Genomic DNA, 15,908 nt, shown 5'->3' on the forward strand with positions numbered 1-15,908 from the left:
CTGCGGGGCGGCACGCGGAGGCGTCGCGGAGCGCCCGGTGACCCTCAGGCGATCGCCGTCCGCCGGGTCAGGTCGGGTTCACGCGGCGGCACGAGCCACGACACGAGCGCGATGACGGCGGGGAGCCCCACGGCGAGCACGACGAGCCAGAGCCAGGGCATGTCGCCCAGTGACGGCGGGTTGTAGATCCGCTCTGATGCGAGCGCCACCCCCCAGACCGGAAGGATGCCGGCGACCGCGCCGGTCAGGGTGCCGAGGCCCGTGACGATCGCCGCCTGCCACAGCGCGATCCCGCGCCGCAGGCCGCGGGTCCCGCCGACGGCTGCGAGCGTCGCGTCGTCCGGACGCCGCTCAACGCGCGCGAGTCCGAGGGCGACGCTCGACGCCCCGATGACGAGCACCGCGGTCGCGCCGACGGTGAGCCACATCCACGGGGCGGCGTCCGGCGGGCCGGACTCCTGGTGCGGCCACATGCTGACCGCGCTGCCTCCGCGCGACAGGGTGTCGGCCTCCTGCTGCAGGCTGTCGAGCTGCGCCGTGGTCGGAGGCACGTCGTACGTCGCGATGACGGTCCAGTTGCCCTGCTGCAGCCCCCAGCGCTCGGCGAGCGCCGGCGCGATGATCGCCTTGATGTCGCGCTGCGGCAGATCGAGCCGGATCGCCGGGACCTCGAGCGTCGCGAGCGGCGCCGCGTCGGCGTCGACCGCCGTGACCCTGCTCTGCGTCGACGTCTCGATGATCAGTGCGCCGCCGTCGGCGATGTAGTCCGGGTCGAGCACGAGGGCCGAGCCGTCGCGGTAGGCGGCGAGGTCGGCATCCGAGATCTCCTCACCCGTCACGGTCGCCAGCTCCTCCGGTGCGACGATGCGCAAGTACCATCCGGCGGATCCCGACGAGATCGCGGTGCGGCACTCCGCGGCGGTCAGCCCGCGACACTCCGATGCCGCCCGGGCTTCGTCGACGTGCTGGATCTGCGGCGACGCGACGAGCTCGTCCGGGTTGAGGAGCCTGCCCTCACGGTCCCACCGCGCCATGCCGGCATCCCACATGGTCCCGAACGCGGCGGGGCCCGCGGATTCCAGCAGGGACCGCGCCGTCTCCTCGGCGGCGATGTACTCCCCGCCCGCCTCATCGGCGTCGGCGTCGGCGTCGTCCATCCACCCGGAGACGGCGACGCTGCCCACGGGTGCCGCGAACGTCCAGCCGCGCTCGGCCTGCTTCGTCACGAGGGCGATCGATCCCAGCGACACGGAGGCGAGGAACGCGCACGCCGCGATCGCAGCGAAGGCCGGGACGATCCGGCCCGGGTTCGCCGCGGCATCCCGACTCGCGATGCGCGGAGCGAGGCCGAGTCGGGACAGCGGCCGCGCGAGGAGCGAGATGAGCCAATGCCCGCCCAGCATGACCCCGACCTGCAGCAGGATCGGGCCCAGGATGATCCCGACGATGCAGATCGTGCGGCGACCGTCGTCGGGTGCCACGAACTCCTCGGCGTTGATGGCCGCGAGCCACAGCGCGCAGACGGCGGTCAGCCCCACGCCGATCGCGATGAGCAGCACGCCCCAGAGCGGCCGGTCCACGCGCACCCGCACGGGCCGGCGCGAGCCGCGGAGCGCCGCCATCACCTCGCCCTTCGTCGCGGCGCGGGCCGGCGCGATGGCCGCGATCGTCCCCACGATCACGGCGAAGCCGATGACGGCGGCGAGGCCCCACCACGGCACGTGCACGCCCTGGAAGGAGGTCGTCGACCCGTCGTCGAACAGATGGAGGAACAGGATGCCGAGGCCGATGCCGGCGGCAGCCCCCACGAGCCCGCCGATCGCGCCGAGGACCGTGCCCTGCAGCAGCACGACGCGGAACACGTCGGCGCGCGTCGCACCGACGCTCGCGGCGACGGCGAGCGAACGCTGCTGACGCCGCGCGCTCACCGAGAACGCGGCCCCGGCGAGAAGGACGACGAGGTAGCCGGAGAACGCCGCCGCCGCGCCGATGAGGGATGCCATCGACCAGGCGAGTCCGTCCATGCCGGAGCGCGGCGCCGCCCCGTCGCCCGGGTTCGCGACCAGGTGACGGTCGAACACGATCAGACCCTCACGGTTGAGCGCCTGGACCTCGTCCGGTGTCGGGCTCCACTCCAGGAGGTACCACAGCGTGCCGGCGACGTCGGTCTGCAGCGACCGGTTCTCGGCGGTGCCCGGCAGGAAGACCACCTCGGCGGCGTCGGGGTCCTCGGCGCGCTTCATCACGCCGGTCACCGTGTAGGCCGCGGCCGGCTCCCTGAGTTCCAGGCGGTCTCCGACCCGCAGCCCGAGGCGCTCCAGGGCGCCGGGCGAGACGACGACCTCGTCGGCGTTCGCCGGCGCGCGACCCTCCAGGAGCTCGAAGCGTCCGCGCAGGATGTCGGCGCCGGCATCCCCGATCACTGCGGTCAGCCGTCCGATGCCGCCCGCCGTCTCGGCCGTGACGCTGCCGGCGCCGATCTCGATCGCACCGGCGGGCAGGTACGGGAGGGCACTGTCGTGCAGGGGCAGCTGCTCGTTGACCGGCTCCCCCGTCTCCTCATCCCAGTCGGTCACCCACCACAGCGGCTCGTCGAGGTACTGCGTCATCGACGGGTCGGGGCCGGTGACGACGGAGACCCACGCGTCGGCACCGCCGAGCTCGGCGCGGATCCGCTCATCCGTCGTCGCGACGTGACCCATGCCGAACACGATCGCGCCGGCGACGAGGGCCATCGGCAGCGCGATGAGCGCGACGACGAGGATGCTGGACGTCCAGCCGTGCAGCGACTGCCGCCGTGCGAGGCGCAGGTCGGCGCGCAGGCGCGGCCAGATGCTCGGACGGTCCCGCTGTGCGGCGGCGGCGGGCGGGGCCGGTGGCGCATCGGCGCGCTCGAGGAGACCGGTCACGAGGTCCCCGCCAGCAGCGTCTCCGCGCCCGCGCGGCGCGACTGGTCGACGATGCGGCCGTCGCGGAGGAAGACGATGCGGTCGGCCCATGCGGCATGCCGCGCCTCGTGCGTGACGAGGATCCCGGCGGCGCCCTGGTCGACGCGCGCGCGGATCATCTTCATGACGGCCTCGCCGGTGACCGAGTCGAGCGCCCCCGTCGGCTCGTCGGCGAGGATGAGCCGACGCCCGCCGACGACGGCGCGGGCGATGGCGACGCGCTGCTGCTGTCCGCCGGAGAGGTCGTCGGGGTACGCGGCGATCTTGTCGTCGAGGCCGACGGAGGCCAGCGCGTCCCGGCCCGCCCGACGGGCGACGCGGGACCGGAACCCGTCGAGTTCGAGGGGCAGCGTCACGTTCTCGAGCGCCGTGAGCGTCGGGATGAGGTTGAAGTCCTGGAACACGAACCCGAGGGACCGGCGCCGCAGCTGCGCGAGCTGACGGGCGGATGCCGTGGACAGGTACGTGCCCTCGACGACGACCTCGCCGGTCGTGGGCTTCTGCAGGCCGCCCGCGATCGACAGCAGCGTCGACTTGCCCGACCCGGACGCGCCCATGATCGCGACGAGCTCGCCCCGCTCGACGCCGAGATCCACGCCGGAGAGCGCCGACACCGAGGTCGCCCCCTCGCCGTACTGCTGCGTGACGCCGATCAGCTGCAGCACCGGCGCGTCGGTCATGCGCCGGCCTCCGTCTTGACGGGGCGTCCGCGCTTGGGCCGCTCGGTCGACAGCTCGAGCTGCATCGCGTGCTGCGGGTGCAGGGCGAGGCGCTGCTCGGTGTGGTCGAGCCAGCGGATCTCGGCCTCTGCCGTGAAGATCATCGAGTCGACGACGAGCGACCAGGCGAGCTCCTCGGGGCCGTCCGGATTGGTGCCGGCGTACTTCGCGCGGTTGAGCTCCTGCAACTGACGCAGGGACGCGAGCCGCTGCGTCTGGATCACCTCGGCGACGTCGACACCGGGCAGGGTGGCGGCGACCGCGAGCTTGATCGCGAGCGCATCGCGCGTGCCCTGCGACCGCTCGACGGGCGAGGCGAGCCACTCCCGCACCTCGAGCCTGCCGGCATCCGTGATCTGCCAGTACACGTGCCCCTGCTCGTCGACGTCGCCCTTCTCCACGAGCCCGTCGCGCTCCAAGCGGTCGAGGGTGTTGTAGATCTGGCCGACGTTGAGCGGCCAGGTCGACCCGGTGCGGCGGTCGAACTCCGTCCGCAGCTGGTAGCCGTAGCACGGCCCCTGATCGAGGATGGCCAGCAGGCTCTGTCGCACCGACATCGTGACTCCGTTCATGGGCACGCGTTCATGCATACCGCGTATGTGATTTCTGAGTATATACATACCCTGTATCGGTCCGGGAACCCCCCTACCGGCGGCGCGTCGTAGCCTGGAAAGGAGACGACCCGGAGGGAGCGCGGATGGGCGAGGATCCGAGACTGGATGCCGCCCGCTACCGCGTCGACAAGCTGCGCCGCGAGCTGGGCGAGGATCCGGAAGCCGACGAGAAGCCGCGGGATGCGGCGACGGATGCCGCGGCCCCCACGGCGCACGAACGTGCGCTGTACGTCGAGACGGTGATCCAGCAGGCCATCCGCCGCGGCGACTTCGACGACCTGCCCGGCTACGGCAAGCCGCTCGAGGGCCTCGGCGAGGGCAACGATCCGGATTGGTGGATCCGCCGGAAGATCCAGACCGAGAAGCTCACGGGGCTCGGGCCCGCCGCCCTGACACTGCGCACCGAGCACGCGGAGTTCGCCGAGCGGCTGGACCGGCTCGCGCGCGAAGACGACGTCCGCGAGTACGTCGATGACTTCAACCGGCGCGTCATCGAGGCGCGGCGGCAGCTGCAGGGCGGCCCGCCGGTCGTGACCCCGACCCATGACGTCGACGAAGAGGTCACAGCCTGGCGGGAGCGCCGCGCCGCGCGGCTCGCGGCCTCGGCTCCCCCACCGGATCCGGCGCCGAAGCGCCGCTGGTTCCGGCGGCGCTGAGCCCCGCTACGCGCCGAGGGCCTGCTCGACGTCGGCGAGGAGGTCGTCGACCGACTCGATGCCGACCGACAGCCGCACGACCTCGACGGGAACGGCCGCCTCGGTCCCGCGGACCGAGGCGTGCGTCATCGCGTCGGGGTAGTTGACGAGCGACTCCACGCCGCCGAGCGACTCGGCGAGCTGGAACAGCCGCGTCGACTCCGCGAAGCGGCGGGCCGCCGAACCGCTCTCCAGCGCCACCGACACGATGCCTCCGAAGCCGGACATCTGGCGCGCTGCGAGCTCGTGACCTTCGTGCGAGGCGAGCCCCGGGTAGTAGACGCGGGCCACACGATCGGAGCCCTCGAGGAACGCGGCCACGGCGGCAGCGTTCTCGCTGTGCCGCTGCATCCGCACCGCAAGCGTCTTGATGCCGCGCGTCGTGAGCCAGGCGTCCAACGGGCCCGACACGGCGCCGGCGGCGAACTGAAGGAAGCCGATCTTCTCGGCGAGCGCGTCGTCGTTCAGCACGAGACCGCCGCCGACCACGTCGGAGTGGCCCCCGAGGTACTTCGTCGTCGAGTGCACGACGACATCGGCGCCCAGGGCGAGCGGCTGCTGCAGCGCGGGCGTCGCGAAGGTGTTGTCCACGACGACGAGCGCGCCGGCCTCGTGGCCGATCGCGGCGAGCCCCGCGATGTCGGTGATCCGCAGGAGCGGGTTCGACGGCGTCTCGACCCACAGCACGGTGGGCGCGCTCTCCTCGAGCGCGGAGCGGACGGCATCCAGGTCGCTCATGTCGACGACCCGCAGGCCCACGCCCCACGGGCCGAGGACCCGCGCGATGAGGCGGTGGGTGCCGCCGTAGACGTCGCTCCCGAGCAGCACCTCGTCGCCCGGCTTCAGCGCGGCGCGGAGGAGCACGTCCTCGGCGGCGAGCCCGGACGAGAAGGAGAAGCCGTGCGCTCCGCCTTCGATCGCGGCGAGCTGCGTCTGCAGGGCCGTCCGCGTCGGGTTGCCGCTTCGGCCGTACTCGTACCCGCCGCGGAGGCCGCCGATGCCGTCCTGCGCGAACGTCGTGGAGAAGTGCACCGGGGGGATGACGGCGCCCGTCGTGGGGTCGAACTCCTGTCCGGCATGGACGGCGAGACTCTCGAATCCGCGGGCGTGGACGGTCATGTGAGGCTCCTGGTCGTTTCGGTCGTGGTCTCGGACGCGGTCGCGAAGCCGCGCTCGCGCATCCACTCGTCGTCGTACAGCTTGCTGAGGTAGCCGCGACCGTGGTCGGGCAGCAGCACGACGACCACGGCGTCGGCGGGCAGGTCGCGTGCGACGCGCAGCGCCGCGACGACCGCCATGCCCGACGAACCGCCGACGAGCAGGCCCTCCTCACGGGCGAGGCGCCGCGTCATCGCGAACGATTCGGCGTCGTCGACGCGCTCGTAGCCGTCGACGGCGGTCGGGTCGAACGTGGCGGGGTAGAAGTCCTCGCCGACGCCCTCGACGAGGTAGCCGTGGATCGGCCCGCCGGAGTAGATCGAGCCCTCCGGGTCGGCGCCGATCACGACGACCTCGCCGGCCGAGGCCTCCTTGAGGAAGCGCCCCGACCCGCTGATCGTTCCGCCGGTGCCGACACCGGCGACGAAGTGCGTCACGCGGCCGTCGGTGTCACGCCAGATCTCCGGACCGGTCGTCTCGTAGTGCGCACGGGGGCCGTTGAGGTTCGCGAACTGGTTCGGCTTGAACGCCCCGGGGATCTCGCGGGCGAGCCGGTCGGAGACGCTGTAGTACGACTCGGGGTGCTCGGGCGGGACGCTCGTGGGCGTCATGACGATCTCCGCGCCGTAGGCCTTCAGCACGGCGACCTTCTCGCCGGCGAACTTGTCCGGCACGACGAAGATCATGCGGTAGCCGCGCTGCTGGGCGATCAGCGCGAGGCCGACGCCGGTGTTGCCGCTCGTGGGCTCGACGATCGTCCCGCCGGGCCGGAGCTCTCCGGACGCCTCCGCCGCTTCGATGATGTTCCGCGCGATGCGGTCCTTCGCGGAGCTGCCCGGATTGAAGTACTCGACCTTCGCGAGCACGGTGGCCGCGATCCCCTTGGTCACCGAGTTGAGGCGGACGAGGGGCGTGTTGCCGACCAAGTCGGCGATGTGTGATGCGTAGCGCACGTGAGTGTCCTGTGGTGTGGTCGCGCGCTCAGAGGCGCGACGGGCTGTCGTTTCGTCGGAGGCGCGCAGAAGCGCTCAGCGACAACACTGACAGGTGATAAGCACGAAGTCACCCTAACCCGTCGCGCCCGGCTTCGCACCCGGCGTCGTCATGTGACGCTCAGCGCTCGAGGACGACGGCGAGGCCCTGACCGACGCCGATGCACACCGCGACCACCGCGACGCCGCCGCCCCGCGCACGGAGATCGTGGGCGGCACGGGCGATGACCCGGCCCCCGGAGGCACCGAGCGGATGGCCGATCGCCAGCGCGCCGCCGTGCGCGTTGAGCTTCGCGGGATCGAGGTCGGGCCAGCCGGCCAGGCAGGCGAGGGATTGCGACGCGAACGCCTCGTTGAGCTCGACGACGTCGACATCGGCCCACGTCCGGCCGGCGCGCGCGAGCGCCTTGTTCGCCGCCTCGATCGGCGCCGTCGGGAAGTCGTCGGGGTCGACGCCGTGCGCAGCGCGCCCCGTGATGCGGGCGAGCGGCTCGACGTCGAGCGCACCCTCCCCGCCGATCAGCACGGCGGAGGCGCCGTCGTTGATCGAGGAGGAGTTGCCCGCCGTCACGGTCCCGTCTTCGGCGAAGAGGGCGCGGAGGCCCGCGAGCTTCTCGACCGACGTGTCGTCGCGGATGCCCTCATCCCGGGTCAGCGCGGCGCCGGGGACCTGCACGATCTCGCCGTCGAAGACGCCGCTCGCCCACGCCTGCGCCGCGAGCCGGTGCGAGCGGACCGCGAACTCGTCCTGCGCCTCGCGCGTGATCCCCCACGTGCGGGCGGTCTTCTCGGCCGCCTCGCCGTTGCTGATGGTCCAGTGGGTCGGCAGCGCGGCGTTGGTCATGCGCCAGCCGATCGTCGTGTTCCACATCGTCGGGTTGCCGACGGCCGGCCACGGCTTCGCGGACTTCTCCACGACGAACGGCGCCCGACTCATCGACTCGACGCCGCCGGCGAGGACGAGGTCGGCATCGCCGGATTCGACGACCCGGGACGCCTGGATGACGGCTTCGAGTGATGACGCGCAGAGCCGGTTCACCGTGACGCCGGTCACCGTCGTCGGGAAGCCGGCCAGGAGGGCGCCCATCCGGGCGACGTTGCGGTTGTCCTCGCCCGCCTGGTTCGCGTCGCCGAAGAGGACGTCTCCGATGCGGGCGGGGTCGATGCCGGTGCGCTCGACGACGGCCCGCATGGCGACGGCAGCCAGATCGTCGGGTCGGATGCCGGCGAGCGCGCCGCCGGTGCGGCCGAACGGCGTGCGGACGGCGGCGTAGATGTAGCTGGATCCCATGTCAGTGGTTCCTTCCGTGGCGTCGGCGCCGGTGGCATCCACCGGCATCCATCCTGCCCGACCGCGACCGCCGCGAGAAGGTGTCCGCCTGGGGTCCCTCCCGTTCAACGGGAGGCGCTGGCAGACTGTTCCCGTGGCCAACTCCTCCTCCGGCGATGGGATGACCGAGCGACTCGTGCGGGTGCTCGAGACCTTCACGCCCACGCGCACCGTGCAGACGGCCGCCGAGATCGGGCGCCGCGCGGATCTGCCGAGCTCGACGGCCCACCGGATCGTCGCCGATCTCGTCGACGCGGGACTCCTGGAGCGCGACGACGACCACGGCATCCGGGTGGGGATGCGGCTCTGGGAGCTCGCGACCCGCTCGTCCGCTGCCCTGCGGCTGCGCCAGGCGGCGATGCCCTTCATGGACGCCGTCCAGGCGCGGGTGCGCGAGCACACGCAGCTCGCGATCCTCGAGCAGGACGAGGCGCTGTTCCTGGAGCGGCTCAGCGGCCCGCGGTCCGGCTCGAACGTCACCCGGGTGGCGGGGCGTCTTCCGCTGCATGCGTCCTCTTCGGGTCTGCTGCTCCTCGCATACGCCGACCGGGAGACGCAGGACCGGGTTCTCGGCCGCCCGCTGACGGGGCTGACGACGGCGACTCCCGTCGAGCCCGCGGCGATCCGGCGGCTGCTGGCGGAGATCCGCGCCCGCGGCGAGGCTGTGGCGCCGGGCTTCGTCGAAGACGTCTCGACCGGCCTCGCCGTCCCCGTCCGCGACGGCTCGCGCCGCGTGATCGCGGCGCTCTCGGTCGTGCTCCCCCGCGCATCCTCTCCCGAACCGGCCCTCGCCGAGCTGCACCGTGCGGCGCGCGGCATCGAAGGAGCGCTTGCGCGGTATCGGTGATCGCCTCCCGTTCAACGGGAAGACTCGAGACGCGCGACCGTCGGCGGCGCAGACTGGGCTCCGACATCCCGCCGTCGAAGGAGACGCCATGCCGATCACCACCCGCGTCGCGATCATCGGAGCCGGTCCTGCCGGCCTCCTGCTCTCGCACCTCCTCGCCGAGGCCGGTGTCGAATCGATCGTCATCGACCAGCGCACCCGCGAGGAGATCGAGTCGACGATCCGCGCCGGCATCCTCGAGCAGGGCACCGTCGAGGTCCTCGACGGTCTCGGCGACTTCAGCCGCGCCCGCACCGTCGGACACCGGCACGACGGGATCGAGCTGCGCTTCGCCGGCGCGGGGCACCGGATCGACTTCGCGCACCTCGTCGGCCGGAGCGTCTGGCTCTACCCGCAGCACGAGGCGCTCAAGGATCTCATCGCGGCGCGTCTCGCCGGCGGGCAGGATCTCCGCTTCGGCGTCACCGCGGTGCGCGTCGAGGGCGCCGAGACCGACCGCCCGCGCGTCGTCGCCACGACGGGCGACGGCGAGCCGCTCGAGATCGACGCGGAGTTCGTCGTCGGCGCGGACGGCTCCCGGAGCGTCGCCCGCGCGGCGGTCACCGGGTCCTCGACGGGCGGCTACTTCCGCGAGTACCCGTTCGCGTGGTTCGGCATCCTGTGCGACGCGCCGCCGAGCGCGGACGAGCTCATCTACAGCAACTCCCCCGACGGATTCGCGCTCATCAGCCAGCGCAGCGCGTCGGTGCAGCGCATGTACTTCCAGTGCGACCCGGGCGTCGACCCGAACGCCTACTCCGAAGCGCAGCTGTGGGACGAGCTGCAGCGCCGCGTGCCCGGCACGACGCTGCGGGAGGGACCCATCTTCCAGCGCGACGTCCTGCGGTTCCGGAGCTTCGTCGCGCACGAGCTGCTGCGCGGGCGGGTCGCCATCGTCGGGGATGCCGCCCACACCGTGCCGCCGACCGGCGCCAAGGGCATGAACCTCGCCGTCGCGGACGTACTCGTGCTCGCGAAGGCGCTCACCGCGCTGCTGGACGAGGGCGACACACGGCTCATCGAGGCGTTCCCGGAGACGGCGCTCGCGCGCATCTGGAAGGCGCAGCACTTCTCCTGGTGGATGACGAGCATGCTCCACGCGACGGCGGATGCCACCGACTTCGACCGCCGCCGCCAGCTCGGCGAGCTGCGCAGCGTGGTCGACTCCGAGGCGGGCACCCGCTACCTTGCCGAGGCGTACACCGGCTGGCCCATGACGGCCTGAGTCAGCGTGAGCGACCCTCGAGGGCCGCGCGGTCGATCTCCTCCTGGTCCGCCACGTACGGCGTACCGTGCGTGTGGAAGGTGGAGACCGTCTTCATCCCCCACGCCTGACCTTTCGCGCGCTCCGCCTGCGACCATTCCACGACGGGCGAGTCGGGGTCGAGTACGAGCCGCGCCTGCGCGTTGGCGAACTCGATGCGGTTGCCGCCGGGTTCCCAGACGTAGAGGAAGAACGTCTGGTTGATGGCGTGCTTGTACGGGCCGTACTCGATGTGGACCCCGTTCTCCAGGCAGATGTCCGCGGCTCGGAGGATGTCCTCGCGCGAATCCGGCGCGAACGCGAAGTGGTGGAAGCGACCGCGCTGTCCGGTCCAGTCATCGGAGTAGACGACGTCGTAGGACTTCTGGTGGAACCGGAACCACCAGGCGCCGTAGCGGCCGTCGTCCAGGCGCACGGCCTCGGACTCCCTCGTCATCATCACGTCGCGCCAGAAGGCGCCCGCGGCGCCGACGTCGCTCGCGAGATAGTTGATGTGATCGAGGCGCCGCACGTTGATGCCGCGGCCCGGAAACGCCGAGGCCTGGTTCTTCAGCGCCGGGCGATCCTCGTCGTCGGCGACGTAGAGCTCGGTGTCGTAGTACAGCGCCATGAGATGACCGTCCGGGTCCTCGAACTCGTACGACCTCCCGACCCCCACCTCGGGGTCGCGCCAACCGTGCCCGAGGCCCGCCCTCTCGATCGCGGCGACACGGCGCTCGAGCGCCTCCGCCGAGGTGGTGCGGTACAGGGTCCGGCCCACACCGTTGGTGTCGCTGGCCGTCAGCTTGAGGGAGTACAGCTGGTACTCGTCCCAGCACCGCAGGTAGGCGGAGTCGCCGATGCGGGCCACCTCGCGCATCGCGAGCAGGTCGCGGAAGAAGTGCAGGCTCTCATCGAACGTCGGCGTGAGCAGCTCGACGGCGCCGAGGTGCGCGAGGTCGAAATTCTCGGGATGCGCCATGTCGTGGTCCTCTCTGACCAGGATCGTCCACAATCTTGCTGACGACATTATCGCCACAAGATGCCTGTCGCTGCCTCCGTGGTGCACAATCGGATGCATTCATCCGCGAGAGGAACACCCGTGGCCGACAAGTCCGACGTCCGCGCAGAGCTGCGCGATGCCATCCTCCGCGGCGTGTATGCACCGCGGCAGCGCCTCATCGAAGCGGAGCTCGCCGAGGAGTTCGGCGCGAGCCGCTTCGTACTCCGCAACGCCCTCATCTCGCTCGCAGCCGAGGGGCTCGTCGAGCTTCAGCCGAACCGCGGGGCGCGGGTGCGGGAGATCTCGGTGGCGGAGGCCATCGAGATCACGGAGATCCGCCGCGCCGTCGAGGCCATCGTCGCCGGCCGGGCGGCCGAGAACATCAGCGACGAGGAGATCGTGGTCCTGCGTCGCATCGAGACGGACATGCGCGCGGCCGTCGAGCAGAACGAGCTGGTGCGGTACTCCGAGCTGAACGTGTCACTTCATCGCACGCTCCGCGACATCGCCGGCCACGGCGCGGCGACGCGCATCCTGGAGCAGTTGAACGGGCAGATGGTCCGACACCAGTTCCGGCTCTTCCTCGTGCCCGGTCGCCCCACCGTCTCACTGCCGGAGCACCTCGCGATCGTGGATGCCGTGTGCAACCGCGACACGGAGGCGGCGAGCGCGGCGATGGCGGCGCACGTCGGAAGCGTCATCCGCACCCTCTCCGAACTTGCCCCCGAGCAACGCGGAAGTGCGCGCGCCACCGCGCTCTGACAGGCCGTTCGCCGCCGAGCAGATTGATAACAATCTCGTTGACGGAATTGACAGCTTTGATTCGGCCCGCCTATCGTCGCCCGTATCGAGGGTGCGGGACCGGCCGAGGAGGGCGGGTCTCCCAGAGCCCATGACACGACGGAGTGACATGAAGAAGTCGAGCTTTTTCGCCATCGCCGCCATCGCCGCACTCGCCTTGAGCGGCTGCAGCGACTCGGACGCGACGCCCAGCAGCACCGAGAGCGGCGACGCCGGGGCGCCGACCGAGCTGACCCCCGTGACGATCGGCGTCATCCCGATCGCCGACACCGCCGCCCTCTGGCTCGGCGACGAGCAGGGCTTCTTCGAGGATGAGGGCATCGACCTCACGATCGAGACCGCATCCGGCGGCGCCGCGATCGTGCCGGCCGTGGTCGCCGGCGACTACCAGTTCGGGTTCAGCAACGTCCTCTCGCTCATGGTGGCCGCGGAGAACATCCCGCTGAAGATCGTCAGCTCCGCCGTCGCCACGACCGGTGACACCGCCAAGGACATGGGAGCCGTCGTCACGAAGGCCGACAGCGGCATCGCCGGCCCGGCCGACCTCGCCGGCAAGACCGTGTCCAGCAACAGCATCGGCAACATCAACGACACGACCGTCCGCGACGTCGTCGACGAGGCCGGCGCCGACAGCTCCACCATCGAATTCGTCGAGGTGCCGTTCCCGGAGGCGATCGCCGCCGTCGAGAACGATCAGGTCGACGCCGCGTTCGTCGTCGAGCCGTTCGTCACCTCCGCGATCGACGCCGGCCTGAACGTCGTCACGTACGCGTACGCCGACTTCGACCCGAAGCTCGACATCGCCGCGTACTTCGCGAAGAGCGACGTGGACGCCGATCTCCTGGAGAAGTTCCAGGCTGCGATGAAGACGTCGCTCGACTTCGCGAACGAGAACCCGGACGAGGTCCGTCGCATCATCGGCACCTACACGCAGACGCCCGCCGAGGTCCTGGCGAAGATCACGCTCCCGCTGTTCCCGACCGAGATCAACCGCCCGGCGATCGAGAAGCTCGCCGCCGCCGCGCAGGGCTACGGCGTGCTCTCCAAGACGCCGGACTTCGACGCCCTCCTGCCGTGACGACTCTGACGGCACCCAAGGCGGCGGGGCGCACGCGCTCCGCCGCCCTGCGGGGGCCGGCCCTCGGCGCCATCGGCGTCGTCGGGTTCCTGGTCCTCTGGGAGCTCGCCTCCCGCATCGGCCTCATCGACCCGCGGTTCTTCCCTCCGGCCAGTGACGTGCTCGTCCGCCTGGGCGAGTACCTTCTCGACCGCGCGTTCTGGCGCGACGTGGCCGCGACGATGTGGGCCTGGTTCCTGGGGCTGTCCATCGCCGTCATCTCCGGCGCCGTGCTCGGCTTCATCATCGGCTCGAGCCGGTTCCTCGAACGGGCCACCCAGTCCACGATCGAGTTCCTGCGGCCGATCCCCTCCGTCGCGATCATCCCGCTCGCGGTGCTCCTGTTCGGCACGAAGATCCAGTCCGAGCTCCTGCTCATCGTCTACGCGTCGATCTGGCAAGTGCTCCTGCAGGTCATCTACGGGACGAAGGACGTCGACCCCGTCGCCGACGCGACAGCCCGCAGCTACGGACTCAGCCGCTGGCAGCGCATCCGCCACGTCGTGTGGCCGACGACGCTCCCCTACCTCATGACCGGCATCCGTCTGGCCGCCAGCGTCGCGCTGATCCTCGCCATCACGGCGGAGCTCATCATCCAGACGCCCGGCCTCGGCAAGCAGATCGCAGAGACCCGGGAGGGCGGCGCCGTGACGAGCATGTACGCGCTCATCCTCGCGACCGGTTTCATCGGCGTGCTCATCAACCTCGTGATGCGCGTCATCGAACGACGGGTGCTGAGATGGCACATGTCCGTGCGGATGGAGCTGGTCGGATGAACGCCGTCAAGACCGCCCTGTTCCTCGTCGGGCTGCCCCTCATCCTCATCGCCGTCTGGTGGATCGCGACGCTCGGCAACACGAACTACCTCGTGCCGACGCCCGGCGGCCTGCTGTCCGCCTTCGTCGACACCTGGTTCGGGGACCGCTTCTGGCGCGATGTGCTGCCCAGCGTCGGCCGGCTCCTCGTCGGCATCGCCGGCTCGGTGATCCTCGGCGTCGGTCTCGGTATCCTCATCGGCTCGTTCCGCACGCTGCGGCAGGTGCTGGAGCCCCTGCTGGAGTTCTTCCGTGCCATCCCGCCGCCCGTGCTGGTCCCGGTGCTCGCCCTCATCCTGGGCATCAGCGACCAGATGAAGATCGCCGTCATCATCTTCGGGTCGATGTGGCCGGTGCTGCTGAACACCATCGAGGGCGTCCGCGCCACCGACGAGGTGCAGCGAGACACCGCCCGCAGCTACCGGCTCACGAAGGCGCACCGGCTGCAGTTCCTGACCCTGCCCGCCGCGGCGCCGCAGATCATGACCGGCGTGCGGCAGAGCCTGTCGATCGCCCTGATCCTCATGGTGATCTCCGAGATGACGTACTCGTCGTCGGGTCTCGGCTTCACCATCATCCAGTTCCAGAGAAACTTCGCCATCCCCCAGATGTGGAGCGGCATCCTGGTCCTCGGGCTCATCGGCCTCGCCCTGAGTCTCGTGTTCCAGCTCGTCGAGCGCCGCGTCCTGGCTTGGTACCACGGTTTGAGAGAGGTGCAGCGTGCCTGATTCCACCACCCCCGTCCTCGTCGTCGAAGGCCTGCGCAAGGTCTACCCCGCCCCCACGGCGGGAGGACAGAGCGTCGAGGCCATCCGTGACCTCACCTTCACGGTCCCCCAGGGACAGCTCGTCTGCATCGTCGGCCCGTCCGGCGCCGGCAAGACGACGCTCCTGAAGTGCATCGCCGGGCTCCTGCCGCCCACGGGCGGAAAGCTCGAGCTGCAGGGCAAGCCCATCAGCGGGCCGCCCCGCACGATGGCGGTCGTCTTCCAGGAGTACGGGCGCAGCCTCTTCCCCTGGATGACGGTGCAGGCCAACGTCGAGCTGCCGCTGAAGAGCGCGGGCATCGGCAAGGCCGAGCGCCACGCGCGGTCGCACGAAGCGCTCATCGCGGTGAACCTGGCCGATGCCGGCGACAAGTACCCGTGGCAGCTCTCCGGCGGCATGCAGCAGCGCGTTGCGATCGCCCGGGCCGTCGCCTACCGCCCGGAGATCCTCATCATGGACGAGCCGTTCGCGGCCGTCGACGCGCAGACGCGTGCGGAACTCGAGGACCTCGTCCGCAAGCTCTGGAAGGAGCTCGGCGTCACGGTGCTCTTCGTCACGCATGACATCGACGAGTCGGTGTACCTCGGCGAGCGCGTCATCGTCCTGTCGAACCGGCCGACGGTCGTGCAGGACGATGTGGTCATCGACCTGCCCGCCGAGCGCGATCAGCTCACGACCCGGTCCGACCCGCGGTTCGCCGAGCTGCGCCTGAAGATCTACGGCGAGATCCAGCGCGCGAAGGACACGACCGGCGACACCATGACGGTGCGGACGATCCCCGCGGGCTGAGCCCGATCTCCGCCGTTCGGTCGCACGGAT

The 15,908-nt window shown here is 71.1% G+C and carries 15 protein-coding genes; 8 read left to right on the top strand and 7 right to left on the bottom strand.

The features are described from left to right. Window positions 1-44: 44 nt before the first annotated feature. From QZL85_RS06440 to QZL85_RS06450, 3 genes are read right to left on the bottom strand one after another with little or no spacing between them, the layout of a single operon-like run. On the bottom strand, window positions 45-2,909 hold the full coding sequence (locus QZL85_RS06440) for an ABC transporter permease (RefSeq protein WP_295575080.1): 2,865 nt from the start codon (window positions 2,907-2,909) through the stop codon (window positions 45-47). Continuing rightward, on the bottom strand, window positions 2,906-3,628 hold the full coding sequence (locus QZL85_RS06445) for an ABC transporter ATP-binding protein (RefSeq protein ID WP_295575083.1): 723 nt from the start codon (window positions 3,626-3,628) through the stop codon (window positions 2,906-2,908). The genes QZL85_RS06440 and QZL85_RS06445 overlap by 4 nt, the downstream gene beginning before the upstream one ends. Next, the gene (locus QZL85_RS06450; RefSeq protein WP_295575655.1) at window positions 3,625-4,224 is read right to left on the bottom strand and encodes a PadR family transcriptional regulator; all 600 of its coding nucleotides are present in this window, start codon (window positions 4,222-4,224) and stop codon (window positions 3,625-3,627) included. Before QZL85_RS06450 ends, QZL85_RS06445 begins: the two co-directional genes overlap by 4 nt. Window positions 4,225-4,364: 140 nt before the next feature. Between QZL85_RS06450 and QZL85_RS06455 the strand changes: the two genes are divergently transcribed. Then, a complete protein-coding gene (locus tag QZL85_RS06455) occupies window positions 4,365-4,937 on the top strand; it encodes a DUF1992 domain-containing protein (RefSeq protein WP_295575085.1) in 573 nt (190 codons plus the stop codon). Window positions 4,938-4,943: 6 nt separating this feature from the next. Here QZL85_RS06455 and QZL85_RS06460 read toward each other — a convergent pair whose 3' ends face one another. The 3 genes from QZL85_RS06460 to QZL85_RS06470 form a co-directional block, all read right to left on the bottom strand. Beyond that, complete coding sequence (locus tag QZL85_RS06460) at window positions 4,944-6,095, bottom strand: cystathionine gamma-synthase (protein ID WP_295575087.1); 1,152 nt, start codon at window positions 6,093-6,095, stop codon at window positions 4,944-4,946. Beyond that, complete coding sequence (locus QZL85_RS06465; RefSeq protein ID WP_295575089.1) at window positions 6,092-7,087, bottom strand: pyridoxal-phosphate dependent enzyme; 996 nt, start codon at window positions 7,085-7,087, stop codon at window positions 6,092-6,094. Before QZL85_RS06465 ends, QZL85_RS06460 begins: the two co-directional genes overlap by 4 nt. 160 nt (window positions 7,088-7,247) lie before the next feature. After that, complete coding sequence (locus tag QZL85_RS06470) at window positions 7,248-8,417, bottom strand: thiolase family protein (RefSeq protein ID WP_295575091.1); 1,170 nt, start codon at window positions 8,415-8,417, stop codon at window positions 7,248-7,250. Between the two features lie 133 nt (window positions 8,418-8,550). On the opposite strand from QZL85_RS06470, the gene QZL85_RS06475 reads away from it, so the two are divergent. Continuing rightward, a complete protein-coding gene (locus QZL85_RS06475) occupies window positions 8,551-9,303 on the top strand; it encodes an IclR family transcriptional regulator (protein ID WP_295575093.1) in 753 nt (250 codons plus the stop codon). Between the two features lie 88 nt (window positions 9,304-9,391). Next, the gene (locus QZL85_RS06480) at window positions 9,392-10,567 is read left to right on the top strand and encodes a 4-hydroxybenzoate 3-monooxygenase (protein WP_295575095.1); all 1,176 of its coding nucleotides are present in this window, start codon (window positions 9,392-9,394) and stop codon (window positions 10,565-10,567) included. A 1-nt stretch (window position 10,568) separates the two neighbouring features. On the opposite strand, the gene QZL85_RS06485 is transcribed toward QZL85_RS06480, so the two are convergent. After that, complete coding sequence (locus QZL85_RS06485) at window positions 10,569-11,567, bottom strand: VOC family protein (RefSeq protein WP_295575098.1); 999 nt, start codon at window positions 11,565-11,567, stop codon at window positions 10,569-10,571. A 120-nt stretch (window positions 11,568-11,687) separates the two neighbouring features. Here QZL85_RS06485 and QZL85_RS06490 point away from each other — a divergent pair, with 120 nt between their 5' ends. From QZL85_RS06490 to QZL85_RS06510, 5 genes are all read left to right on the top strand, one after another. Then, entirely contained in the window at window positions 11,688-12,350 is a 663-nt protein-coding gene (locus tag QZL85_RS06490; protein WP_295575100.1) for a GntR family transcriptional regulator, read from the top strand. A 148-nt stretch (window positions 12,351-12,498) separates the two neighbouring features. Then, the gene (locus tag QZL85_RS06495) at window positions 12,499-13,467 is read left to right on the top strand and encodes an ABC transporter substrate-binding protein (protein WP_295575102.1); all 969 of its coding nucleotides are present in this window, start codon (window positions 12,499-12,501) and stop codon (window positions 13,465-13,467) included. Window positions 13,468-13,472: 5 nt separating this feature from the next. Beyond that, window positions 13,473-14,282, top strand: coding sequence for an ABC transporter permease (locus QZL85_RS06500; RefSeq protein ID WP_295575658.1), 810 nt, complete (start codon window positions 13,473-13,475; stop codon window positions 14,280-14,282). Next, window positions 14,279-15,049 (top strand): ABC transporter permease, encoded by a 771-nt coding sequence (locus QZL85_RS06505; RefSeq protein ID WP_295575103.1) that lies wholly within the window; start codon window positions 14,279-14,281, stop codon window positions 15,047-15,049. The genes QZL85_RS06500 and QZL85_RS06505 overlap by 4 nt, the downstream gene beginning before the upstream one ends. After that, window positions 15,042-15,878 carry an ABC transporter ATP-binding protein gene (locus QZL85_RS06510; RefSeq protein ID WP_295575105.1) on the top strand — a complete coding sequence of 279 codons (837 nt, stop codon included), beginning with the start codon at window positions 15,042-15,044 and terminating at the stop codon, window positions 15,876-15,878. The genes QZL85_RS06505 and QZL85_RS06510 overlap by 8 nt, the downstream gene beginning before the upstream one ends. The last annotated feature ends 30 nt before the right edge of the window (window positions 15,879-15,908 follow it).

The sequence above is a fragment of the uncultured Microbacterium sp. genome, assembly GCF_900078385.1.
Taxonomy (GTDB): Bacteria; Actinomycetota; Actinomycetes; order Actinomycetales; family Microbacteriaceae; genus Microbacterium.

What these genes read in the sequence shown, in the direction of transcription:
- QZL85_RS06445 (WP_295575083.1), bottom strand. Translation starts at nt 3,628, where the DNA reads ATGACCGACGCGCCGGTGCTGCAGCTGATCGGCGTCACGCAGCAGTAC.
- QZL85_RS06450 (WP_295575655.1), bottom strand. Translation starts at nt 4,224, where the DNA reads ATGTCGGTGCGACAGAGCCTGCTGGCCATCCTCGATCAGGGGCCGTGC.
- QZL85_RS06455 (WP_295575085.1), top strand. Translation starts at nt 4,365, where the DNA reads ATGGGCGAGGATCCGAGACTGGATGCCGCCCGCTACCGCGTCGACAAG.
- QZL85_RS06460 (WP_295575087.1), bottom strand. Translation starts at nt 6,095, where the DNA reads ATGACCGTCCACGCCCGCGGATTCGAGAGTCTCGCCGTCCATGCCGGA.
- QZL85_RS06470 (WP_295575091.1), bottom strand. Translation starts at nt 8,417, where the DNA reads ATGGGATCCAGCTACATCTACGCCGCCGTCCGCACGCCGTTCGGCCGC.
- QZL85_RS06480 (WP_295575095.1), top strand. Translation starts at nt 9,392, where the DNA reads ATGCCGATCACCACCCGCGTCGCGATCATCGGAGCCGGTCCTGCCGGC.
- QZL85_RS06485 (WP_295575098.1), bottom strand. Translation starts at nt 11,567, where the DNA reads ATGGCGCATCCCGAGAATTTCGACCTCGCGCACCTCGGCGCCGTCGAG.
- QZL85_RS06495 (WP_295575102.1), top strand. Translation starts at nt 12,499, where the DNA reads ATGAAGAAGTCGAGCTTTTTCGCCATCGCCGCCATCGCCGCACTCGCC.
- QZL85_RS06505 (WP_295575103.1), top strand. Translation starts at nt 14,279, where the DNA reads ATGAACGCCGTCAAGACCGCCCTGTTCCTCGTCGGGCTGCCCCTCATC.